The sequence below is a fragment of the Streptomyces sparsogenes genome (genome assembly GCF_001704635.1).
Classification (GTDB): domain Bacteria; phylum Actinomycetota; class Actinomycetes; order Streptomycetales; family Streptomycetaceae; genus Streptomyces; species Streptomyces sparsogenes.
In genome coordinates this window covers 179,780-201,408 of the sequence record NZ_MAXF01000095.1, presented here as the reverse complement: position 1 = coordinate 201,408, position 21,629 = coordinate 179,780, and the positions used below count along the sequence as shown (strand labels likewise).

Here is a 21,629-nt window from a genome sequence, read left to right as displayed (position 1 = left end):
CTGGTCTTGGGGAACGCCTCCTTGGGCAGCGGCAGGATGAGGGAGGGCCGGAACCCCCAGTGCATCACCACGGTGGAGCGCACGGCGGTGAGCAGTCGGTACAGGCCCGCCTCGTCGTCCTCGGCCGTCTCGGGGGCGACCGCGACGACCAGCTGCTCGGTGTCGCTGCCGGGCCGCCGGGTGGGGAAGGCCGCGACATAGCCGCCGGCCACGCCGTCGAGCTGCTCCAGCACGGCCTCCAGCTCATGGCTGAAGTAGTTGACGCCGTTGACGATGATGCTGTCCTTGCTGCGCCCGACGAGGGTGAGCCGGCCGTCGTCGATACGGCCCAGGTCGCCGCTGCGGAACCAGCCGTCGGGGGTGAAGGCCTCCCGGGTGGCCTCCTCGTTGTTGTAGTAGCCCGCCGTGATCATCGGGCCGCTGAGCTGCAGCTCCCCCACCTCGCCGGGGGGCAGCGCGCGGTGCTCGTCGTCGGCCACCCGGATGGACAGCGCCTTGATGGGTGTGCCGAGGTTGGCGAACTCCTGGCCGGCGTCGGCGGCGGGGAAGTCGCGGTTGTAGATGCTGCCGGCGCAGGTCTCGGTCATGCCGAAGGCGGGCCACAGCGCGGACGGCCGCAGTCCGTACGGGGCGTAGTTGGCGAGAAACGCCTCACCGGTGGCGACGACATTGGCCTCGCCGCCGCTGACTATGTGGCGCAGAGCGCTCAGATCCAGCCCTTCGCCGCCCGAGGCGGTTTCCTCGGCGAGCTGGTGCGCCGCGGAATTCAGCGGGCCGAGGAGGAAATTCGGGGTGAAGGTCATCGTCACCTTGTGGCGGGAGACGATACGGAGGAAACGCAGCGGCTCCTCCAGGATGAGCGAGGCCGGGGCGTGCAATTGGTTCGCCCCCACGGACAGCGGCAGCATATGGGCTTCCAGCAGCGCCGCGACATGGTCGTAGGAAATCCAGTTGAAGGTGGTGTCGGCGGCGGTGAGCCGCTGCTTGTCCGCCTTCCCGGCCATGGACGCCAGAAGGTTTCCGTGGGAGAGCATCACGGCTTTGGAATTTCCGGTGGAACCGGAGGTCAGCACCAGCAGGGCGAGGTCCTCCGGGTCGGCCCGGTGGATGTCCGGCGCGGGCTCGCCGCCGCCGAGCCCCTCCACGGGCGCCACCGCGAGCCCCGGCACCTCGGGCAGCTCGGCCCGCATCGCCTCGGTGGTGACCAGCAGCGGACGGTCGAGCAGCCGGTCCACATGGGCGAGCTGCGCGGCCCAGCGGGCGGGGTCACCGGGCAGCGGCACCATGGGGCAGGGGACGAACCCGCCCAGCAGGCAGGCCCAGAAAACGGTGAGGAACTCCCGCTGGCCGTCCAGCAGCAGAGCGACCTTGTCGCGCGGCTCCAGGCCGCGGGACCGCAGCCCGGTGAGCATTCGGAGGGCGGAATCGAGAAGCTCCGGATACGGCTGGCGCGTCAATTCGCCCTCCGCACCGTCGGCCAAGTAACCTACCCCCGAATAGGGGTGCTCGACGGCTGCCCCGACCAGCAGCCGGGCTACCGACCGCAGATCCTGGACGTCTTCGGGCGTCGAGTATTTCAACGACTGTGTCGGCATGCCCCAATTGACCCTTCCCCCCCGATTCCAAGGCCCTGAAGGTAACAGCCTCGAACATTCGCACTCCATGACTCTCGACCAGGGCTCTAGCGAAGCTCTAGCCGGTTTCCTCGGCTGACATCTTTCAGCCGGAACGGGATTTTCCGTTACGAAGAAGCCATGGGCGCGCCACACGGGGGACACAAGCCCGCGCCGGGGGCAACAGGCGGACCGGCCACTCCGCCCCCCGCTCGCCTCCCCGCGCGCCCCCGAGCCTCCCCACGCCGCCCCGCTTGACTCCGCCGATCCGCGATATATCGTGTATCCACAGAGACGCGATATGTTGCGTTGAGCCAACCCAGGGGAGGCCAGGGATGTCAGCCCGGTCGCAGTGGTCGTTGACCGAACCACAGAAGCTCGCCTTCGGGGACCCCGTATCCCACGTCCAGGTGCGCGTCGTGGGCGGCACCGTCAATGTCGTGGGGACCGCCACCGGCCCCGCCCGGCTGGAGCTCGCGGAGATCGACGGCCCGCCGCTGACCGTCACCCACGAGGGAGACACGCTGACGGTCGGATACGAGGACGTCCCCTGGAAGGGCTGGCTCAAGTGGCTCGACCGCAAGGGCTGGAACCGTACGGTCCACCTCACCCTCGCGGTGCCCGCCGGCGCCGAGGCATCGATCGGCGGGGTCGGGGTCGGGGTCGTCGTCTCCGGGCTCACCGGCAGCACCGACGTGCACGGCGTCTCCGGCGACATCACCCTGGTCCGGCTGACCGGCCCGGTCAGCGCCGAGACCGTCTCGGGGCGGGTCGAGGCCCAGGCCGTCACCGGCCGGCTGCGCTTCAACTCCGTGTCCGGCGACCTCACCGTCATCGAGGGCTCGGGCGACTCCGTGCGCGCCGACACCGTCAGCGGCGACATCCTGCTCGACCTCGCCCCCGCCGCCGCCCCGGGCCGCGCGGACATCGCCCTCACCACCGTGTCCGGCGAGATCGCGATCCGGCTGCCGCACCCCGCCGACGCGCAGGTCCATGCCAACACCGCCAGCGGTGCCGTCTCCAACGCCTTCGAGGACCTGCGGGTCACCGGCCAGTGGGGGGCCAAGCGGATCTTCGGCCGGCTCGGCGAGGGCAACGGCAGGCTCAAGGCCACCACCGTCTCGGGCGCGATAGCGCTGCTGCGCCGCCCGCCGACCGAAGACGACACGCCGACCGAGGACACGCCGACGGACGGCGCGCCGACCGGCGGGGACGCGCCGTCGGCCGGCGCGCCCGCCGACCCGGCCCAAGGCCCTGACCGCCCCGAAGGAAAGGTCCTCTGATGTCCCCCGTATTCGCCCACGGCCGGCTGCGGCTGTACCTCCTCAAGCTGCTCGACGAGGCGCCGCGCCACGGCTATGAGGTCATCCGCCTGCTGGAGGAGCGCTTCCAGGGCCTGTACGCCCCCTCCGCCGGCACCGTGTACCCGCGCCTGGCCAAGCTGGAGGCCGAGGGCCTGGTCACCCACGCCACCGAGGGCGGCCGCAAGGTCTACTCCATCACCGACGCCGGCCGCGCCGAACTGGCCGACCGGAGCGGCGAGCTGGCCGACCTCGAGGTCGAGATCCGCGAGTCCGTCGCCGAGCTGGCGGCCGAGATCCGCGAGGACGTCCGCGGCTCCGCCAGCGATCTGCGGCGCGAGATGCGGGAGGCGGCGCAGCAGGCCCGCGCCTCCGGCACCGGCGACACCGGCGGCAAGCCGGGGTCGTGGGACGGCCCGTGGGGGGACAGGGAGGGGTGGCGGCTGGCGAAGGAGGAGATGCGGCGCGCCAAGGAGGAGTGGAAGGAGCAGGCACGCCGGGCGAAGGAGGAGAGCCGCCGCGCCCGGCAGGACGCCCAGCGCGCCCGGCAGCAGGCGAAGGACGCCCAGGACTTCGCGCGCGAGGAGGTCCAGCGGCTGGCCCGGCGGTTGCAGGAGCAGACGCAGGACCACCTCCGGGCGGGCGACTGGCAGCGCGCCGTGCGCGAGGGGCTGGCCGAGGTGTCGCGCGGCATGAGCCGTATCTCCCGGCAGGGCGCGGGGGCGGCGGAGCGGGCCGAGCCGGAGTTCCACGTCGAGCGCGCGGACGCGCCGGAGGGGGCCGGGTACGGGCCGAAGGGGGCGGGGCCGGAGCCGGCCGGGACGGAGGGGGCCGCTCCGGAGTCGGCCGGCCCAGCGGGGGCCGCGCCGCAGGGGGCCGCGCCGGAGCCGGAGTGGGCCCGGGAGTTCACCCCGTCCGGCGACCCCGCCCGCGACCTGGACCGGCTGCTCGACCGCTTCCGCGACGACATCCGCGACACGGCCCGCGACCACGGCGTCAGCGCCGCCCACGCGGACGAGGCCCGGCGGCGGCTCGCGGCGACGGCGGCGCAGCTCACCGCGCTGCTGCGGGGGCGGGCGAAGGGCTAGGGGGTGTCTCTCCCCAGGCCCCGCCGCGCGACCTTGACCTCAACTTCGGTTGAGGTATCAGGATCGTGGGCGGAGACGAACCCGCCTCCGCCCGCGATCCCGAAGGAGCCCGCCATGTCCGGCGTCGCCAACCCCCTCCCCGACCTCGCCCGTCCCGACGTCGGTGCCGCGCTGTTCTCCACCTGGAGCGTCGGCACCCCCGAGCGGCAGCGGGCGACCGTGGAGGCCTTCGCCGCCTCCTGGGACAGCCGCCCCTGGCCGTCCCCCGAGCTGCTGTCGCAGAACCTCTACCTGGGAACGGACGGCGACACGCTGATGCACCACTCCCAGTGGACGAGCGAGGAGGCGTACCACGAGTTCTTCCGGACCCAGCGCCGGCAGCGGGTGGACGAGATCGACGCCGCCGTGCCGGGTATCAAGCGCAACGGCCTCGCCCGCTACCAGCGCTACCGCGGCTTCGACACCCGTACGGAGGGCGATCCGCGGGTGCCCGGGTGCATCGCCTCATCGAGCTCGACTTCGACGACCCGGACCCCGACCTGCGGCGGACATGGATCGACCTGGTCATCGAGGCCCTGGAGACCGACCCCGACCCGAGCCCCGGCCTCATCTCCGCCGACTTCCACCTGATCGTCGACGGCGACCGCCACCTGGCCACCGACCGCGCACGGGCGCTCAACTACGCCCAGTGGACCAGCGAGGAGGCGTACGACGCGGCCCTCGCCTCCTCCGCGCCGGGCGTCGGCTCGGTGACCCCGCAGTGGGAGCGGATCCGCCGGTTCCCGGGCTTCAAGGGCAGCACGATCAAGCGCTACCGGTTCGAGCGCGCCTTCGTACCGCGCTGAGCGGCCCTACGAGGAGCCCGCCCCGGGAGCCCTCAGACCGTCAGCACGACCTTGCCGAACAGGTCCCCGCCCGCCATCTTCTCGAACCCCTCGCGCGCCCGGTCCAGCGGCAGCACCGAGTCGATGACCGGCCGCACTCCGCGCGCCGCGCAGAAGCTCAGCAGGTCCTCCAGCTCCTCCTTGCTGCCCATGGTGGAGCCGACGACCTTCAGCTCCAGGAAGAAGATGCGGTTCAGCTCGGTGGACTGGGGGTTGGGCCCGCTGGTGGCGCCCGAGATGACCAGCGTGCCGCCGGGCTTGAGCGACTTGACCGAGTGGGACCAGGTCGCCGCGCCCACCGTCTCGATCACCGCGTCCACGCGCCGGGGCAGCCGCTCCCCCGGCTCGTACGCGCCCTCGGCCCCCAGGTCGATCGCCCGCTTGCGCTTGGCCTCGTCCCGGCTGGTGGCCAGGACCCGCAGCCCGGCCGCCGCGCCCAGCACGATGGCGGCGGTGGCCACGCCGCCGCCCGCGCCCTGGACCAGGACGCTGTCGCCGGGGCGCACCCCCGCGTTGGTGAACAGCATCCGGTAGGCGGTCAGCCAGGCCGTCGGCAGGCAGGCGGCCTCCTCGAAGGACAGCTCCCGGGGCTTGGGCAGCAGGTTCCAGGTGGGGACGGCGACCTTCTCGGCGAAGGTGCCCTGGTAGCGCTCGGTGAGGATGGACCGGGGCTCGCGCGGGCCGACGCCGTGGCCGCTCTGCCCGATGACCGAGTGGATGACGACCTCGTTGCCGTCCTCGTCGATCCCGGCCGCGTCGCAGCCGAGGATCATGGGGAGCGCCTCCTCGCCGAGGCCGACGCCGCGCAGCGACCACAGGTCGTGGTGGTTGAGCGAGGCGGCCTTGACGGTGACGGTCGTCCAGCCGGGCCGGGCCTCGGGCTCGGGGCGCTCGCCCAGTTCGAGGCCGTTCAGCGGCTGGTCGCGGTCGATACGTGCGGCGTAGGCAGCGAACATGATCCCGACGATAGGGGCGACGGCCTGGCGGCGGAACCACGCCGGGGTGTGACACGCGCCGCGCGCCCGCGCGCCGGAGGGGGCCGTACGGCGACGGGCCGCCGCCTCACGGGGAGGCGGCGGCCCGGTTCGTACGACACGAGGTCCTGGCAGGACGTCAGGACGCGCGACGTCAGGACGCCCAGGACGTCAGCGGCGCGCGACGTCACGACGCGCGGGACGTCAGGACGCAGGACGCGCAGGACGTCAGCGGCGCGCCACGCCCTCCGCGCGCGCCGCCGCCGCGACGGCCGCGGTCACGGCCGGGGCGACCCGCTCGTCGAACGGCGAGGGGATGACCTTGTCAGCGCTCAGCTCGTCGGCCACCACGGCGGCCAGCGCCTCGGCTGCGGCGAGCTTCATGCCCTCGGTGATCCGGGAGGCGCGGACCTGCAGCGCGCCGGCGAAGATGCCCGGGAAGGCCAGCACGTTGTTGATCTGGTTGGGGAAGTCGCTGCGGCCGGTGGCGACGACGGCGGCGTGCTTGTGGGCGACGTCCGGGTGGATCTCCGGGTTGGGGTTGGCCATCGCGAAGATGAAGCAGCCGGGGGCCATCTTGGCGACCGTCTGCTCGGGCACCGTGCCGCCGCTGACGCCGATGAAGACGTCCGCGCCGTCCAGGGCGGCCTCCATGGGGCCGGTCAGACCGGCCTTGTTGGTGAAGCCGGCCAGCTCCCGCTTGACGTCGGTGAGGTCCTCGCGGTCCGGGGAGACGATGCCCTTGCGGTCGCAGACCGCGACATCGCCAATGCCCGCCTCGACGAGGATCCGGGCGATGGCGACCCCGGCGGCGCCGGCGCCGGAGATGACGGCGCGCAGCTGGCCCAGGGACCGGTCGGTCAGCTTGGCCGCGTTGCGCAGGGCGGCGAGGGTGACGACCGCCGTGCCGTGCTGGTCGTCGTGGAAGATCGGGATGTCCACGCGCTCCTGGAGCTTGCGCTCGATCTCGAAGCAGCGGGGGGCGGAGATGTCCTCCAGGTTCACGCCGCCGAAGGAGGGGGCGAGCCGGACGACGGTGTCCACGATCTCGTCCACCCCGCGGCAGTCGAGGGCGATCGGCACCGCGTCGACCCCGCCGAACTGCTTGAAGAGGATGGCCTTGCCCTCCATCACCGGCAGGGAGGCCTCCGGGCCGATGTCGCCGAGCCCGAGCACCGCGCTGCCGTCCGTGACCACGGCGACGACCTGCGACTTCCAGGTGTACTCGTGGACCAGCTCGGGCTTTTCCGCGATGGCGGTGCAGACCCTGGCGACGCCCGGCGTGTAGGCGAGGGACAGGTCGTCCTTGTTGTGCACCGGCACGGTGGCCTCGATGGCCATCTTGCCGCCCCGGTGAAGGGCGAAGGCCGGATCGAAGGGCTCTCCGTCCCCGGCGCCTTCGGCGCTGCCGGCGCCGGTCGCGCCCTCGGCGCTCTCGTTCTTGCTGTCGCTGCGAGGATTCGCGATCTCCGCTGCCACTGTTGACCCCTTTGTCGTATTTCCGTTGAGGGTAGCCGCCCCTGGTTGAGGAGCGGACGGGCACCGCGTCCGGGGTCCCACGGAGTGGATATCCGCCGCGTGGGACCAGATACGAACGCCGGGCGCGCCGCACACGCGCCCTGAGCCCCGGGTGAGGGGGGTAACCGCCTGTTCTACCGGAAGGGCTCTTCCGAGAACGAGCGATTTCTTATCGCGGTCGTGTGTGTGGTGTTCGGATACGGTCGCGTAACCCGCGAAAGCGATTGAATCACTCCTGAACGTCCAACACTCGAGACGTTTCCGACGTGATGAAACGTGATGAACGTCTCGTTCCGCTTCTTGGCCGCGGTCTTCCGGCCCGGCGTTTCCGCCCCTGTGCACCACGGGGGTCGCCCGTTATCCGATTTTGACATGGCCGGACGTCCGATCGAGCCACTGCGGTGGCAAGATGCCCCAATCACACAGGGTCGCGACACCCACAAACGTGTTCCGACCCGGTCGGACACCCTCTCACCCCGCAGGAGGAACGAGCATGACCGCCAGCATCACGCGCCGCCGGGCCGGCACGAAGTCCAAGGCGGCCGCCGCCGGTGCTATCGCGGTCACCGGCGCCCTGCTCCTGACGGGCTGCGGCGACCAGCGGGACAAGACGGACACCGTCAGAGGCAGCGGCGCGGCCCCGCTCTTCAGCCTGCTGCCGAAGAAGATCCAGAGCGCCGGCGTGATCAAGGTCGGTTCGGACATCAACTACCCGCCGGTCGAGTTCAAGAAGGACGGCCAGGTCATAGGCCTGGACCCGGACCTCGCCGAGGCGATGGGCAAGGTCCTCGGCGTGAAGTTCGAGTTCAACAACGCCACCTTCGACACCCTGCTGACCGGTCTGCGCTCCAAGCGGTACGACATCGCCATGTCGGCCATGACCGACAACAAGAGCCGCCAGGAGGGCGTGAACCCCGACACCGGCAAGCCGGTCGGCGAGGGCGTGGACTTCGTCGACTACCTCACCGCGGGCGTGTCCATCTACACCAGGAAGGGCGACGACCAGGGGATCAAGACCTGGGACGACCTGTGCGGCAAGAAGATCGTCGTCCAGCGCTCCACCGTCTCCCACGACCTGGCCAAGGCCCAGTCCAAGAGCTGCGAGAAGGACCACAAGGGCAAGATCTCGATCGAGGCCTTCGGCAACGACACCGAGGCTCAGACCCGGCTGCGCGGTGGCGGCGGGGACGCCGGCGCCAGCGACTTCCCGGTCGCCGCCTATGCCGTGAAGACCTCGGGTGGCGGCAACGACTTCCAGATCGTCGGCGAGCAGGTGGAGGCGGCCCCGTACGGCATCGCCGTCGCCAAGAGCAACACCCAGCTGCGCGACGCGCTGCGGCAGGCGCTCGCCTTCATCATCGCGAACGGCGAATACGACAAGATCATCGCCAAGTGGGGCGTCAAGGACGGCGCGGTCCTGAAGGCCGTCATCAACGGCGGCAAGTGACCCGGCCCTCCCCTCGCTGACGCGCTCCCACCGAAAGGCTCTTTCCGTGACTGTTGAGATCGACAAGGCGGGCCCGAAGGACGCCCCGCCACCCCGCGCCCCGGAGACCATCAAGGCCATCCCGGTCCGCCACTACGGGCGCTGGGTCGCCGCGGTCGTCGTCATCGCCCTGTTGGCGTCGCTGGTGTACGCCTTCTCCCAGGGGAAGGTGAACTGGGGCGCCATCCCGGATTACTTCTTCAACGACGAGATCCTCAAGGGCGTCGGCAAGACCGTCTGGATCACGATCGCCGCCATGGCGCTGGGCGTCGTCCTCGGCGTCATCCTGGCGGTGATGCGGCTGTCCAAGAACCCGGTGACCGCCGCCATCGCCTGGGGCTACATCTGGTTCTTCCGCGGCACCCCGGTCTATGTGCAGCTGCTCCTCTGGTTCAACCTGGGGCTGATCTTCGACTACATCAACCTCGGCCCGATCTACCAGGACGAGTGGTCCGACTTCATGACCCCGTTCCTGGCCGCCCTGCTGGGCCTCGGCCTGAACGAGGCCGCGTACATGGCGGAGATCTGCCGCGCCGGCATCCAGGCGGTCGACGAGGGCCAGACCGAGGCCGCCCACGCGCTGGGCATGAGTCACGCCAAGACGCTGCGCCGGGTCGTGCTGCCGCAGGCCATGCGGGTGATCGTGCCGCCGACCGGCAACGAGTTCATCAACATGCTCAAGACCACCTCGCTGGTCATCGCGGTGCAGTACTGGGATCTGCTGCAAGCCGCGCAGGAGATCGGCCAGAACTCCGGCGCACCCGCCGAGATGCTCTTCCTGGCCGCCGCCTGGTATCTCATCCTCACCTCCGTCCTGAGCGTGGGCCAGTTCTACCTGGAGCGGTACTACGCCCGCGGCTCGAGCCGGAGCCTGCCCAAGACCCCGTTCCAGCGGATCCGGGCCAATCTGTTCTCCTTCTCCAACCGCTCCGCCGGAGGTGTGGGCACGTCATGACCGCCATGGTGAAGGCCGAGGGCGTCCACAAGTCCTTCGGCGCCGTGCAGGTCCTCAAGGGCATCGACCTGGAGGTCGCCCCCCGCGAGGTCTTCTGCCTGATCGGCCCGTCCGGCTCCGGCAAGTCCACCTTCCTGCGCTGCATCAACCACCTGGAGAAGATCAACTCCGGGCGGCTGTACGTGGACGGCGAGCTGGTCGGCTACCGGCAGAAGGGCGACAAGCTCTACGAGCTGAAGGACCGCGAGGTCGCCGCGAAGCGCCGCGACATCGGCATGGTCTTCCAGCGCTTCAACCTCTTCCCGCACATGACGGCGGTGGAGAACGTCATGGAGGCGCCGGTCCAGGTCAAGGGCGAGAGCAAGGCCGTCGCGCGGGAGCGCGCGCTGAAGCTGCTGGACCGGGTGGGCCTGTCCGACAAGGCGGGCAACTACCCCTCGCAGCTCTCCGGCGGCCAGCAGCAGCGCGTGGCCATCGCGCGGGCGTTGGCCATGGAGCCCAAGCTGATGCTCTTCGACGAGCCCACCTCGGCGCTCGACCCGGAGCTGGTCGGCGATGTGCTGGACGTGATGCGCGGGCTGGCCGAGGACGGCACGACGATGGTCGCGCTCACCCACGCGATGGGCTTCGCCCGGGAGGTCGGCGACTCGGTCGTCTTCATGGACGACGGGGTGGTCGTGGAGTCCGGGCACCCGCGTGAGGTGCTCACCAACCCCCGGCACGAGCGGACGAAGTCGTTCCTGTCCAAGGTGCTCTGAGGCGGTCCGACGGGCGGGCGGTACGGGCCGGATCAGGCCCGTACCGCCCTGTCGTCGCTCATGCGCGCACTATGTGGGTGAGTGGCTACTTGAGCCCGAGCACCATCGCGTCCGACGGGGAGCACCACACGGGCCGCGCCTCGGCGAACCCCGCCTCGCGCAGCGTGGCGGCGTGCCAGGTGACCGACTGGAACTCCTCGGCCACGCCGCTCGCGTGGTCCGGGCCGTCGGCCGGGTTACCGAAGATGGCGAACCGCTCGGCGGTGGGCGCGCCGAGCACCGGATCGGCGGCCGCCGTCTGCCACCACGCCACCCAGTCCTGCGCCCCCTCGGCCTTGGCCCGCTCCTGCCGCGCGTGCTCGAAGGCCCGCACGGCGGCGTCGATCCGGGGCGTGCCCTCCCACGGCATGTGGTCGGCGTTGAGGAACACCCCGCCGTCCCGCACCACCCCGGCCAGCCGCCCGTACAGCGCCCGCAGCGCGTCCCCGTCCAGCCAGTGCAGCGCGGTGGCGGTGAGGACGGCGTCGTACGAGCGGCGGGGCAGCTTCTCCGTCCAGCGCGGATCGCGCAGGTCCGCCGAGACGAACCGGACCCGGTCGTCCGCCGCGAAGTGCCCGCGCGCGATGGTCAGCAGCGCCGGGTCCAGGTCCACGCCCGTGCTGGTGGCTCGGGGGAACCGGCGCAGCACCCGGTCGGTGATGCTGCCCGTGCCGCAGGCCAGGTCCAGGATGGCGGGCTCCGGGCCGACCAGCGCCTCGACCGCGTCGAGCATCACCCGGAACCGCTCCTCGCGGTCGGGCATGTACCACTCCTGCTGCCGGTCCCAGCTCTTCTGCCACGCCCGCCAGTCCGAGGCGGCAACGGTGTCCACCATGGCACGTCTCCCCACTCGTAATACCCTCGTACCCAGATCAGCCATTACGGACCATAGACCCGCGCTCGTAAGGACCACAAGTGGAACTGGCTTATTACTCAGATCTCGCCGTGCGCCTGGTCAACAGCGAGGAGCCCGCACGCGGCACCGACAGCCTCACCTCGGTGGAGGCCGTGCGCGCGCTCTTCGGGGAGAGCCAGTCGGCCGCGCGACGCGCCACCGACGCCGACGTCACCCGCCTGAGGTCGGTGCGCGCCCGGCTGCGCGCCGTCTTCGAGGCGGCGGCGAGCGGGGACGAGGTCCTGGCCGTGGACCTGCTGAACGCGCTGCTCATCGAGTTCCCGGTCAGCCCGCAGATCTCCGGGCACGAGTTCCGGGACGAGGACGGCCGCCCCAAATGGCACATGCACATCGCCGACTACGCGGCCAACGCGGGCGCCGGCTACGCCGCGACCGCCTCCATGGGCCTGGCCTTCCACCTCACCGAGCTGGGCGCCGACCGCCTCGGCATCTGCGAGGCGCCGCCCTGCCGCAACGCCTATCTCGACACATCGACAAATCGATCCCGCCGCTACTGCTCCGACCGCTGCGCCACCCGCGCCAACGTCGCCGCCTACCGCGCCCGCAAGCGCCTGGACGCCGAGCGCTCCGCCAGCCCCCCGCGCCGCCCCAGCAGCGACCGCCCGGACCGCGGCGCCCGCACCGGCCGCACCGCCGACACCGCCCACGACAGCATCCCGGCCACCGACCGCTGACCCGGCAGCGGCCGCAGCCGCACCCAGACCCTGGCCACCACCAGCTCGTCCGGCACGACGCCGAACTCCCGGCTGTCGTTCTCCACGTACGGGTTGTCCCCCATCACCCACCAGCCGCCGTCGCGCCGCTCCACCGCGCGCTTGACGATCAGCAGATCCTGACGGAACGGATGCCGCAGCAGCACCACATCCCCCGCCCGGACGGCCGCCCCGTACCGGACGACGAGCTGGTCGCCGGGGTTCAGCGTCGGCACCATCGACGGGTTGTACACCTCGGCCAGCCCGATCCGCAGCAGCCCCCGCCCCTCGCGGTCCTGCTCCTGCCCGCGATCGTGCAGCTGCTCCCGCATCACGGCACCTCCGGTCACGTCCCCATTCAGCATCCCAGGCATCCCAGACTGCCACCGGACTTTTGACCTAAGCCCCCCGGGGCACCCGAGAAAAGCCTTCCCGCACGGAGTAATCTCGCACCTGAGAAGACGATCACTAAGGAAGGACGGCTCTATGCTCTCCCGCCTGTTCGCCCCCAAGGTCCGGGTCAGCGCCCACTGCGACCTGCCCTGCGGCGTGTACGACCCGGCCCAGGCCCGCATCGAGGCCGAGTCCGTCAAGGCCATCCAGGAGAAGTACCAGGCCAACGAGGACCCGCACTTCCGGGCTCGCGCCACCGTCATCAAGGAGCAGCGCGCGGAGCTCGCCAAGCACCACGTCTCGGTGCTGTGGAGCGACTACTTCAAGCCGCCGCACTTCGAGAAGTACCCGGAGCTGCACCAGCTGGTCAACGACACCCTCAAGGCCCTGAGCGCCGCCAAGGGCTCCACGGACCCGGCCACGGGCCAGAAGGCGCTGGACTACATCGCCCAGATCGACAAGATCTTCTGGGAGACCAAGAAGGCCTGATCTTCGGTCACGCCGCTTGACCTGCGGATCCCTTGATCCGCCGGTCTTGCGGTCCGCACCCGGTCCGCGGGCCGCCGCCCATGGCGGCTCTGCGGGGCCGGGTGCGGTCTTGGGTGGCCACCTGCTGGGGCCCTCGCTGCGCGTGGCAGCGAAGGCACCAGTCGTCAGGCGGCCCGGACTGTGGGTAACCGCGAGATCCACGTCATGACCTCGATCACGTGTTCGGGCTGCAGCCCGAGGTGTGGGTCGGGCTGCACGAGGGAGGTCGGCGTTCCCTTGGCGGTGCGCTCCGCCGCCCAGGCGTGGTCGAGGCTGGTGAAGTCGTCGTCGATCCAGACGGCGGGGGCGCCTGCCAGCCAGGCGTCGACGTGGTCGCGTTTCCACAGGTAGCCGTTGGGGTGGCTGGTGGTGATGCGGGGACGCGGCAGCTCGACGTGTGACAGAGGCGAGAGGCCGAGGAGCGGCCCGATCAGGGTGGTGGCGTCCTGCCGCCAACTGGTGCACCAGACGGGGGTGACCAGGCCGGTACGGATCACGTCCATGAGCATGGGGCCGTGGGCGGGGTCGAGCCAGACGGCGACCGGGTTGTCGGCGCTGCGGCCGGTGGGGACGACGTCGTGGCGGCTGTGGGTGGCCGGGGTCGAGCCGTCCGCGTCAGGGAAGGGAATGAGGACGCCGTCGATGTCGAGGAGAAGGTAGGGCGGGCGCATCGGTTCCTCCGAGGGGAAGCCGGGGCGAATGGCTGGTCAGAGCTTGCGGGAGCGGATCAGCAGGGTGGTGGGCCAGTGGCCCATGCGGGGGTCATGGAACTCCCGAGCTGAGGTGAGAGAGAAGCCCGCCTGGCTGAGGTGCTTCTCCCAGCGGTCCGTGGAGAACTCCCAGCGGGCAATGGGGAGCCGGGTGCGGTCGGGGAGGGTGACGAAGTCGCGGCGGGGACGGTCGTCGCCGGAGGGACTGCGGCCGCCGCGCTGCGGGTGCGGAACGGAGAAGGCGAGCACCCGGCCGGGCGTGAGGCGTTGAGCGATGGCCGGCAGCAGGAGCTCAGGAGCGACGAGCCCTACTGCACCGAATACGGAGTAGATCGCGTCGAACTGCTCGTCGGAAGCGTGCACGTAGTGCAAGGCGTGCCCGGCAACGAAGGTGAGGTTGTTCAGCCGTCCGTAGTGGGAGCGGGCGCGACGGACCTGGAGGCCGACCAGGTCGACGCCGGTGACGTGAGCCCCGTGGCGGGTGGCGAGGTGGGCGGCGTTGTGGCCGGGGCCGCAGCCGAGTTCCAGGAGTCGCTTGCCGCGCAGGTCGGGGCCGAGGATCTCGGCGCCGGGACCTTGGCCGGGTCTCGTGGTCCATTCCATCCGGGCGGGTACGGAGAGAGGTTCGGCGAGTCCGGTGGCGGTGCGTTGGAGGGCGTGGGCGTGCCATGGGGATGCCTGGGCGAGCACGTCAGATCTCCAGGAGGTGGAGGACATCGGTGAGGTGGCGGCGTACGGCCTTGAGGTAGGCGGGGTCGGTGGCCGGATCGTTGATCCAGCGGATGGACTGCTCCATGAACCACTCGACGGCCCACATGCGGTGCCAGCCCAGGGCCCAGTTCTCGGCGGTGAGCCCGCCTCGCGGGGCGAGGGCGTCGGGGGTGCCGCCGGCGGTGACGTACTGCTCCAGGAGGACGCGCAGGCGCACGGGGTGCGGGGGCTCGATGGTGCCGTGCCAGCTGGCGAGGTCGAGCAGGCCGGGGCCGGTGAAGGCGCGGGCGAAGTCGAGCAGCCGCCAGCCGCGCTCGCCGATGTGGAGGCTGGTGGGGTGGAACTCGGAGTGCACCCAGCCGAACGGTTCCAGCGTTGCTCCGGCCGAGCGGGCCTCGGCAGCCTGGGCGATCCGGTCGAGCGCGTCCTCGACGTCGTCGGCTTCCTGCCACCGGTCGGCCTTACGCAGCCGTTCGAGGTGCTCAAGCGCCCGGGTCGGCAGCGTGCGCAGTCGCTCCTGGTCGAGGACGGGCAATGGCGGGGCCGTACGGGTGCCGTGCAGGACCACGGCCGCGGCGACACCGTCAAGGTCGTCGGCCTCGCGGAGGGACGGTCCGAGGTCCTCCATGAGCATGCCGAGCCAGCCATCCAGGACGGCGGAGGCGTGGACCTCGGGGACGGGCACGCCGAGGGTGTGGGCGAGGCGGAGGGCCTGGTCCTCGCTGTCGAAGGGCTTCCTGGCGTACTTGAAGATGGCCGTGGTGCCGTCGGGGAAGGTGACGCGCTCGACTCCGGACATGGACCACACGCGCACCTCCTCCCGTACGGCGGTGGCGTGGCCGGCCACGGTGAGCAGGTTGTCGAGGAGTTCGGCGCTGGGGTTCGTGGTCACGTGAGGGCTCCGGAGGGGTGGTGGCGTCCGGGGCGGGCGGGAGATGCCGGCCCGCCCCGGAGCCTGATCGGTTGGGGTTACGCGGTCGGGTTCACGCGGTGGGCGTAGACCTGCTCGATCCAGTCGGCCTTGAACGCGGCGAGGTCGTCGCGGAAGTTCGCCATCGAGGCACCGTAGGGCGCGACCACGCCGCCGGCCTGGTCCGGCACGGACTGGCAACCGTGCACGAGCCGGCCGCCGAGTGCGGCGTGGGCCTTGATGGACTCGATCCGGCGGTGCTCGTTGAACCAACCGCCGTGGTAGACCTCGTCGAGCATCCCGCCCGTCTCGTCGTCCAGGTCGAAGACGACGGAGGTGGCGGCGGGGAAGAACCAGCACGGGCCGACATTGGAGATGTGCCCGTCCAGCTCGACCTTGTTGAGCGCCATGAACGTGGCGGCCTCCCGGAGCATCCGCAGGTGATCGGCGGTGATCTGCGGGAGTCCGAGGCCGACGAGGTGCTCGTCGCGGAAGAGGTAGGCGTACACCTCGTACGCGGTGGCCAGGACGCGGGCGGCGTCGGAGGTGGACTCACCGTGGTTCCTGACGAAGCTGAGCGCCAGCTGCTCGACCGCGCTCTCGGTCGTCTCGTCCACGCCGAGGAGCTGGGACTTGACCAGCTCCCAGTCGGCGACGAGCCAGGTGCTGGACTCGAAGCGGAAGAAGTACTCGGCCGGGTCGATCGTGACGCGCCGGTCGTCGACCTGAATGCCGGGCAGGCGGCTCCAGCGCGGGTCGAACGCCTCGGGCAGCTCGACCGTGATGGCCGTGGTGTCGATGGTGGTCACCGTGTCTCCGTCTCTGATCGGCCGGGTCCGGGCACAGGAATGCCCGAGCCCGGTGTGGGCGTACGGAACTTCGGGGAGCCGCCCGGACCAAGAGGGAGTCTGGTTCACGGTCGCGCCGTTCCGGGCGGCTGCTGATAAGTGAACCGGTGATTACGCTCAGTGGGTACGGTGGAAGGCAGTTGAAGCGGTATACGCGGTTTACAGCTCCGGAGTGGAGGCGATCGTGGCGGCGCAGAGAGAACCCAACTCCCGTCTGCGCGACATCATCGACACGGTCGACTGCACCTACGAGACTCTCGCCAGGGACGTGCGGCGCATCGCCGCCGAGAACGGCGAGATCCTCCAGACCAACAAGTCGGCTGTCTCCCACTGGGTGAACGGCAACCGCACCCCGTCGGGCCGGGTAGGCCAGTACCTGGCCGAGGCGTTGTCCCGCCGAGCGGGACGCACGATCACCCGGACCGAGATCGGCCTCCATGCCGGTGAGGGTGAAGAGCCGACAGAATCCGATCCCGTTCTCGCCGTCACCCATCTGGGGCGCGCCGACGTCGAGCGCCGCCGCTTCCTCGCCATCGCGGCCTTCACTACCGCCGGCGTGGCCATGCCGCTCGCCCATGACCATGAGGCAACCGCCCGCATGCTCCGTGCCCGTACCGGCACCTCCCTGGTCGGCGGAGAGGACGTGGACGTCGTTCGCCAGATCACCGTGGCCTTCAGCGCCGCCGACGAGCGTCTCGGCGGCGGACACGGTCTGACCACCGTCACCGCCTACCTCGCCGACACAGCCGCCCCCATGCTGCGCGGACGCTTCCCCAGCGAAGCCTTACGCCGGGCCGCCTTCGGCGCCGTCGCCGAACTCGCCTACCTCGCAGGGTGGAAGCACCACGACTTGGGCCAGGAGGGAGCCGCCCAGCGCTACTACCAGGTCGGCTACCAGCTCGCCTGCGAAGCCGACCCCCACGGCCACGCCGCATGGATGATGCGCGCCCTCGCCCACCAAGCCCTGAGCCTCAAACAGCCACACCACTGCGTCGACCTCGTCGAAGGCGCCCTGCAACGCGGCCTCGGTCACGTCGACGGCCGGACCGAGGCCCTCCTCCACATCACCCACGCCCGCGCCTACGCCGCCACCGAGGAGAACTCGTCGGCCGCACGCGCCCTGCTCTCCGCCGAGGACGCCCTTCTCCGCGACGACGGCCCCCAGCCCAGCTACTCCTGCGTAAGCGGTCCGGCCGCCGGCACCGTGGCCAGCCACACCGCCCGCACCCTGACCGACCTCGCCGACCACGTCGGCACCGAACAACAGCACCGCGACGCGCTCACCCGCTGGGACCCGGAGAAGTACAAGCGCGTCCACGCCCTCACCCACGCCGACCTCGGCGACAGCCTCGCCGCCCAGGCCCGCGCCGACGAGGCCGTCGCCGCCTGGACCCAGGCCGTGGTCCTCATGGAGGGGATGACCTCCGACCGCACCCGCAAGGCGATCACCTCGATGCGCTCCACCCTCGCGATCTACCAGCGGCGCAAAGTGCCCGGCGCCGCCGATCTCGCCCGCCGCGCCCGCGAGGCCCTCGCCTAACATGCCCGACAATCCGTCTGACGAAGGGAACCCCGTGACCCAGCAGACCGGCGACCAGCCGAAGGCCCTCGAGCCGGCGCTCGAATCGATGACCCTGCTGGTCGCGGCCGTCATCGTCCACGACAAGGCCACCAACCGCGTCGTCCTCCTCCAGCGCAGCGAGAATGCCAAATTCGCCCAGGGTATGTGGGACCTCCCCGTCGGCAAGAGCGAGCCAGGCGAACCCATCACCGAAACGGCGGTGCGCGAGCTCTACGAGGAGACGGGCCTCACCGTGAAGCCCGAGTCCCTCAAGGTCGCCCATATCATCCACGGCGCCTGGGGCGTGGAGGCCCCCAACGGCTTCCTCACCGTCGTCTTCGCCGCCCACGAATGGACCGGCGAACCCGAAAACCGCGAACCCCGCAAGCACAGCCAGGTTTGCTGGGTCGACGCCGACGCCGTCCCTGAAAACTTCGTGGACACCACCTCAAGCGCCCTCCACCGGTATCTCGCGGGAGGGCCGGAGGTATCTCTCGACGGCTGGCGGTAGGAACGCCGAATTCTTCTGGCTTACATTTATGTCCTGCCTGCTGTGGCAGGTATACACGGCGGTTCTTGCTGACTTCCCATTGGCGATCCACACTGCCAGAAAAAACCCAGGTCGACTACTCAGTCGAAAGCGCCCCTACTTACACTCGGACGCGAGGGGCTACCTGAAAGCCCAAATGCCCACTTAGCAGGCTGGAAATCCAGCATCAGACGCCTTTAGTTCGAAGGCGTAGTTGACCGCACACCCACTAGGGTCTCCAGCCTTTCAACAATGCTGCACCATTCATCAATTATCACGGCCGGGGCATCCACCATGCTCGATCTGCCGTGCAGGATATCCGATGCCCGGCCATAAACATGCCGGACCAGACGCACCAGCCCGGCCGCTTCCATAACTTCCTCCGGAGGCACTAGGCCGATTACGATGGAAAGCCTTCCCGGTACGTTATTGATGAACAGAAGTGGATTCTCTGGCTGGCAAACCCGATGATAAGCCTCAATAGTAGCCAACTCAATGCGCAGCCTCAGCTCAAACACCTCGATGCGACGACGAGATGCGGTGTTGAGCTTCACGAGAAGTCCCAAGCAGTGATCAATGCGCAAGCCTCACGCGCCTTTTCGATCTCTAGGTTAAGGTTCGCCTTCGCGTCGTCAGCCCCGTGAACCGCTTTGTTCCAGCCACGCAGATAATGCCCACAGATCTTGTTAAACTCATCGATCGGATTTCTCCCACTATGGGTCTGGCTGATCATTTTTTCCGCGAAGGCTACCCTCTTGAGGGTATTGTCGACCGCATCAATGGATGATACGTTGCACGTCACATCCTGCCTCTGCGCCAGTGAGTAGCGGACGACGCAAGAATGCAGGGCATGATCGACCGCCTGGCGGCACAGACCTCTAACGACCTGTGCTTCAGTCAAGTAAGCGGTAGGCGACGGTCGCGGAGCCCAAGTAACGATGTTTCTCGCATCATCCAGCAGAACTCTCCACATCTCATCCGTTGATTCGATGCTGATTTCCCCCTTCTCAACATCACGGCTTACCCTCCAGGCTTGACCGTTTGCTGCCCGAGCAAGGAGATGCTGCTTCAATCGCTCATCATGAGTAAAAACAATAACCCGCCGCTCGGAACTGAGATCGACCAAGACAGAGGCCAGACGGTCAACCCGAATCTCGTCAAATGCATGAACGGGGTCGTCCAGGATTAGAAAGGAGAACGGCCCTGACTCAGCGGTAGAGAGCAATGGGGCCAGCAGGAAGGCATTCCTTTGTCCAGCACTCAGCATGGATAGCTGCAACTCCTGACCGCTCGAATTACTCACGCTCACTTCGGCTCGGGTGGTTGTCAGGTGAATGCCGTTCAGATAGATCCCAACATCCTCAAGCAACTGCCTGACTCGCTTATCAGCCTTCTCCTTGAAGTGTTCAGTCCGCTCCTTGCGCAGTTTGTCGGCAAGAGTGCTGGCACACTTCTTGGTCTCTTGCCATAGAGCGCTCTCTTTAGCCTTTTCCTGCTCCGTCCGCCAGGTATGCAAAAATGCCTCAAGAGCTCCTCTACGCTCTCGAAGCCACCTCCTCGTGATCTCGCTTGCCTCCACTGCCGCGCCGCTTGCCGCGTACCAGTCCGCAGTGCTGATGGAGTTCCTCAGAGCCAGGAAACCTTCCCGTACCTCCAGTGCCGGCCGACTGCCGTGGAACCTCATCACTGCGCGAAGGCGCTCTGCGTTTGCCGCTGCGGTCGCAGATGCAGCCCTGCGGCCACTATCAGAATAGTTAATTAGTGCGATAATTTCCGCCACGTGATTCGCGACGACTGACGCATCCCTGAGTTCACTCAATGCGCGGCATGCCTCTTCGTGAATCGGCGACAGCACGGCATGCCGCTCCACGTTCTCCTGCAGGATTTCCACCCAGTCATCAACTACCGAATTGCAAACAGGGCACATTGAGCCCCGTGGAGTAATCTCGACAGCATCCTTGTAAAGAGCATCCAAGTGCTGGGCAATCCTCGGGCTAGTCAACGCGGAGGCGCTTTCCAGTTTCTGGAAGGCTGCATCCACAGTTGACAGTGCCAACCTCAGTCGTTGTACGTCTGCGCTCGTGACTTCGACCGTTGTCGAAGCGGCGTCCACAAGGTGATGGCGAGTTAGCCAGTCCTCAATATTATCGGTAATTGCCGGCCAGGAAATATCTCGGACCTCGACCGTCGGCTCGCTGAGTCGAAAGCGATGGTCAACCTCGGCCACTCTAGCTTTGCCGTCCTTGAGTGCGGCATCAATTTTCTTTTTACTCGCCGAAGCTGCTTCACTCAGCTCGGACACCAGCGCCTCTAGATACGTGAATGCCCCTCCCAGCGCGAGAAGGTTGGTAATATAGCGCTGCAAGTCATTACTCTGCTGAACACGCCGCTCCACCTCGGCGTACGAAAATACAGGAGGATGCCCTTCCAGTGCATGGCGCCAAGTGCTTCCCATATCGACAGTGCACACTTCACCGGAGGAGGTTCGCCATTCGCCATAGGCATCGCCGACCTCACCATCATCAGTGAGCACGCATTTCAGCATCAGCTCTTCGCCATTTCGCACCAGTGTGACCTCTGCCCAAGACTGCGCACTGTCACGCGCTCTGTTGATCTTTTCCCAGAGCGGATCATATTTGCTTCGCCCTGTCGGCGCGGTTACGTCAGTCCACCATCCCGTTTTCCCTGAGAGCGCGGTACGAATACCATCAGAAATAGTTGACTTGCCAGACCCGTTCGGTCCATGATAGATGCTGATTCCAGGAGAAGGGTCGATCTGCATCGAAAATTCGGCTGTAGTTCCCTGAAATCCGCAAAGGCGCAGCCCCTTTATACCCCACGCTTCACCCTGAGTGGGGTCAAGAACGCCCACGTTCTCACCTTGGAGCCGAGCAATCAGTGCTCGCAGATTCTCCCAGCCGGCCTTCGTCTTTGTCGCACCAGCCTGCATCCTCATAGCGGCCTCGGCCAGATCTGCATAGGTGAGCAGGGAGAGCTTCCCCTCCGCGTCGCTGTGTTCACCTTTACCCTTCGGGACTTCTCCATCAAGGGTTGGGTTGTCCGTGACCGTCATGCCGACTCCACTGCCATGGTGCTTGTGCCGCATGTAGGGGCGTAATGCTAGCCGTGGGGCGGGTCAGGAGTATGGGGTTTTTGGAGCCCGTCAGAACTCAGGGTGCCTTTATGCACTAAGTTCGCTATGTCCTAATTCCTAA

20 protein-coding genes and 1 pseudogene are annotated in these 21,629 nt (G+C 68.7%); 10 read left to right on the top strand and 11 right to left on the bottom strand.

Annotated elements, in window-relative coordinates; all coding sequences use genetic code 11:
- The coding region (locus tag BBH68_RS20030; RefSeq protein ID WP_141713029.1) for an AMP-binding protein at positions 1-1,595 on the bottom strand (1,595 nt) is incomplete at its 3' end.
- Between the two features lie 353 nt (positions 1,596-1,948).
- On the opposite strand from BBH68_RS20030, the gene BBH68_RS20025 reads away from it, so the two are divergent.
- From BBH68_RS20025 to BBH68_RS44520, 3 genes are all read left to right on the top strand, one after another.
- Positions 1,949-2,896 carry a DUF4097 family beta strand repeat-containing protein gene (locus tag BBH68_RS20025; protein ID WP_065964381.1) on the top strand — a complete coding sequence of 316 codons (948 nt, stop codon included), beginning with the start codon at positions 1,949-1,951 and terminating at the stop codon, positions 2,894-2,896.
- A complete protein-coding gene (locus BBH68_RS20020) occupies positions 2,896-4,002 on the top strand; it encodes a PadR family transcriptional regulator (RefSeq protein WP_065964379.1) in 1,107 nt (368 codons plus the stop codon). The genes BBH68_RS20025 and BBH68_RS20020 overlap by 1 nt, the downstream gene beginning before the upstream one ends.
- A 494-nt stretch (positions 4,003-4,496) precedes the next feature.
- On the top strand, positions 4,497-4,847 hold the full coding sequence (locus BBH68_RS44520) for a hypothetical protein (protein ID WP_425428826.1): 351 nt from the start codon (positions 4,497-4,499) through the stop codon (positions 4,845-4,847).
- Positions 4,848-4,879: 32 nt separating this feature from the next.
- Here the strand turns inward: BBH68_RS44520 and BBH68_RS20010 are convergent, their stop codons facing one another.
- Both BBH68_RS20010 and BBH68_RS20005 read right to left on the bottom strand, forming a co-directional pair.
- Complete coding sequence (locus BBH68_RS20010; protein ID WP_065964376.1) at positions 4,880-5,842, bottom strand: zinc-binding dehydrogenase; 963 nt, start codon at positions 5,840-5,842, stop codon at positions 4,880-4,882.
- Positions 5,843-6,088: 246 nt separating this feature from the next.
- Entirely contained in the window at positions 6,089-7,339 is a 1,251-nt protein-coding gene (locus BBH68_RS20005) for an NAD(P)-dependent malic enzyme (protein WP_104531353.1), read from the bottom strand.
- A 532-nt stretch (positions 7,340-7,871) separates the two neighbouring features.
- Here BBH68_RS20005 and BBH68_RS20000 point away from each other — a divergent pair.
- From BBH68_RS20000 to BBH68_RS19990, 3 genes are read left to right on the top strand one after another with little or no spacing between them, the layout of a single operon-like run.
- Positions 7,872-8,825: an ABC transporter substrate-binding protein gene (locus BBH68_RS20000; RefSeq protein ID WP_065964374.1), complete on the top strand. Its 954-nt coding sequence runs from the start codon at positions 7,872-7,874 to the stop codon at positions 8,823-8,825.
- A 46-nt stretch (positions 8,826-8,871) separates the two neighbouring features.
- Entirely contained in the window at positions 8,872-9,819 is a 948-nt protein-coding gene (locus BBH68_RS19995) for an amino acid ABC transporter permease (RefSeq protein WP_065964373.1), read from the top strand.
- Between the two features lie 5 nt (positions 9,820-9,824).
- Positions 9,825-10,577, top strand: a complete 753-nt coding sequence (locus BBH68_RS19990) for an amino acid ABC transporter ATP-binding protein (protein ID WP_065964429.1) — start codon at positions 9,825-9,827, stop codon at positions 10,575-10,577.
- A gap of 85 nt (positions 10,578-10,662) precedes the next feature.
- Here BBH68_RS19990 and BBH68_RS19985 read toward each other — a convergent pair whose 3' ends face one another.
- Positions 10,663-11,451 carry a class I SAM-dependent methyltransferase gene (locus tag BBH68_RS19985; protein ID WP_065964371.1) on the bottom strand — a complete coding sequence of 263 codons (789 nt, stop codon included), beginning with the start codon at positions 11,449-11,451 and terminating at the stop codon, positions 10,663-10,665.
- 80 nt (positions 11,452-11,531) lie between these two features.
- On the opposite strand from BBH68_RS19985, the gene BBH68_RS19980 reads away from it, so the two are divergent.
- Positions 11,532-12,206: a CGNR zinc finger domain-containing protein gene (locus tag BBH68_RS19980; RefSeq protein WP_065964369.1), complete on the top strand. Its 675-nt coding sequence runs from the start codon at positions 11,532-11,534 to the stop codon at positions 12,204-12,206.
- Between the two features lie 38 nt (positions 12,207-12,244).
- On the opposite strand, the pseudogene sodX reads toward BBH68_RS19980, so the two are convergent.
- Positions 12,245-12,556: pseudogene (gene sodX, locus BBH68_RS19975) on the bottom strand (nickel-type superoxide dismutase maturation protease); the annotation flags it as partial.
- A 154-nt stretch (positions 12,557-12,710) separates the two neighbouring features.
- Here sodX and sodN point away from each other — a divergent pair.
- Entirely contained in the window at positions 12,711-13,106 is a 396-nt protein-coding gene (gene sodN / locus BBH68_RS19970; protein WP_065964366.1) for a superoxide dismutase, Ni, read from the top strand.
- Between the two features lie 164 nt (positions 13,107-13,270).
- Here the strand turns inward: sodN and BBH68_RS19965 are convergent, their stop codons facing one another.
- The 4 genes from BBH68_RS19965 to BBH68_RS19950 form a co-directional block, all read right to left on the bottom strand.
- Entirely contained in the window at positions 13,271-13,816 is a 546-nt protein-coding gene (locus tag BBH68_RS19965; RefSeq protein WP_065964364.1) for an HAD domain-containing protein, read from the bottom strand.
- Between the two features lie 36 nt (positions 13,817-13,852).
- Entirely contained in the window at positions 13,853-14,545 is a 693-nt protein-coding gene (locus tag BBH68_RS19960; protein ID WP_065964363.1) for a class I SAM-dependent methyltransferase, read from the bottom strand.
- Position 14,546: 1 nt separating this feature from the next.
- Positions 14,547-15,458 carry a phosphotransferase family protein gene (locus BBH68_RS19955; protein WP_065964362.1) on the bottom strand — a complete coding sequence of 304 codons (912 nt, stop codon included), beginning with the start codon at positions 15,456-15,458 and terminating at the stop codon, positions 14,547-14,549.
- A gap of 77 nt (positions 15,459-15,535) precedes the next feature.
- Positions 15,536-16,285: a hypothetical protein gene (locus tag BBH68_RS19950; RefSeq protein ID WP_065964359.1), complete on the bottom strand. Its 750-nt coding sequence runs from the start codon at positions 16,283-16,285 to the stop codon at positions 15,536-15,538.
- Positions 16,286-16,508: 223 nt separating this feature from the next.
- Between BBH68_RS19950 and BBH68_RS19945 the strand changes: the two genes are divergently transcribed.
- Both BBH68_RS19945 and BBH68_RS19940 read left to right on the top strand, forming a co-directional pair.
- Positions 16,509-17,864 (top strand): NsdA family TPR-like regulatory protein, encoded by a 1,356-nt coding sequence (locus BBH68_RS19945; RefSeq protein ID WP_065964428.1) that lies wholly within the window; start codon positions 16,509-16,511, stop codon positions 17,862-17,864.
- A 1-nt stretch (position 17,865) separates the two neighbouring features.
- Positions 17,866-18,396, top strand: a complete 531-nt coding sequence (locus BBH68_RS19940; protein ID WP_065964357.1) for an NUDIX domain-containing protein — start codon at positions 17,866-17,868, stop codon at positions 18,394-18,396.
- Between the two features lie 215 nt (positions 18,397-18,611).
- On the opposite strand, the gene BBH68_RS41530 is transcribed toward BBH68_RS19940, so the two are convergent.
- Both BBH68_RS41530 and BBH68_RS39605 read right to left on the bottom strand, forming a co-directional pair.
- Complete coding sequence (locus BBH68_RS41530; protein WP_141713028.1) at positions 18,612-18,968, bottom strand: hypothetical protein; 357 nt, start codon at positions 18,966-18,968, stop codon at positions 18,612-18,614.
- Positions 18,965-21,487: an ATP-binding protein gene (locus BBH68_RS39605; RefSeq protein WP_076970760.1), complete on the bottom strand. Its 2,523-nt coding sequence runs from the start codon at positions 21,485-21,487 to the stop codon at positions 18,965-18,967. Before BBH68_RS39605 ends, BBH68_RS41530 begins: the two co-directional genes overlap by 4 nt.
- Positions 21,488-21,629: the final 142 nt, after the last annotated feature.

Coding starts and splice junctions, on each gene's coding strand:
- BBH68_RS20025 (WP_065964381.1), top strand. CDS start 1,949: ATGTCAGCCCGGTCGCAGTGGTCGTTGACCGAACCACAGAAGCTCGCC.
- BBH68_RS20020 (WP_065964379.1), top strand. CDS start 2,896: ATGTCCCCCGTATTCGCCCACGGCCGGCTGCGGCTGTACCTCCTCAAG.
- BBH68_RS20010 (WP_065964376.1), bottom strand. CDS start 5,842: ATGTTCGCTGCCTACGCCGCACGTATCGACCGCGACCAGCCGCTGAAC.
- BBH68_RS20000 (WP_065964374.1), top strand. CDS start 7,872: ATGACCGCCAGCATCACGCGCCGCCGGGCCGGCACGAAGTCCAAGGCG.
- BBH68_RS19990 (WP_065964429.1), top strand. CDS start 9,825: ATGGTGAAGGCCGAGGGCGTCCACAAGTCCTTCGGCGCCGTGCAGGTC.
- BBH68_RS19985 (WP_065964371.1), bottom strand. CDS start 11,451: ATGGTGGACACCGTTGCCGCCTCGGACTGGCGGGCGTGGCAGAAGAGC.
- sodN (WP_065964366.1), top strand. CDS start 12,711: ATGCTCTCCCGCCTGTTCGCCCCCAAGGTCCGGGTCAGCGCCCACTGC.
- BBH68_RS19965 (WP_065964364.1), bottom strand. CDS start 13,816: ATGCGCCCGCCCTACCTTCTCCTCGACATCGACGGCGTCCTCATTCCC.
- BBH68_RS19940 (WP_065964357.1), top strand. CDS start 17,866: ATGCCCGACAATCCGTCTGACGAAGGGAACCCCGTGACCCAGCAGACC.
- BBH68_RS39605 (WP_076970760.1), bottom strand. CDS start 21,487: ATGACGGTCACGGACAACCCAACCCTTGATGGAGAAGTCCCGAAGGGT.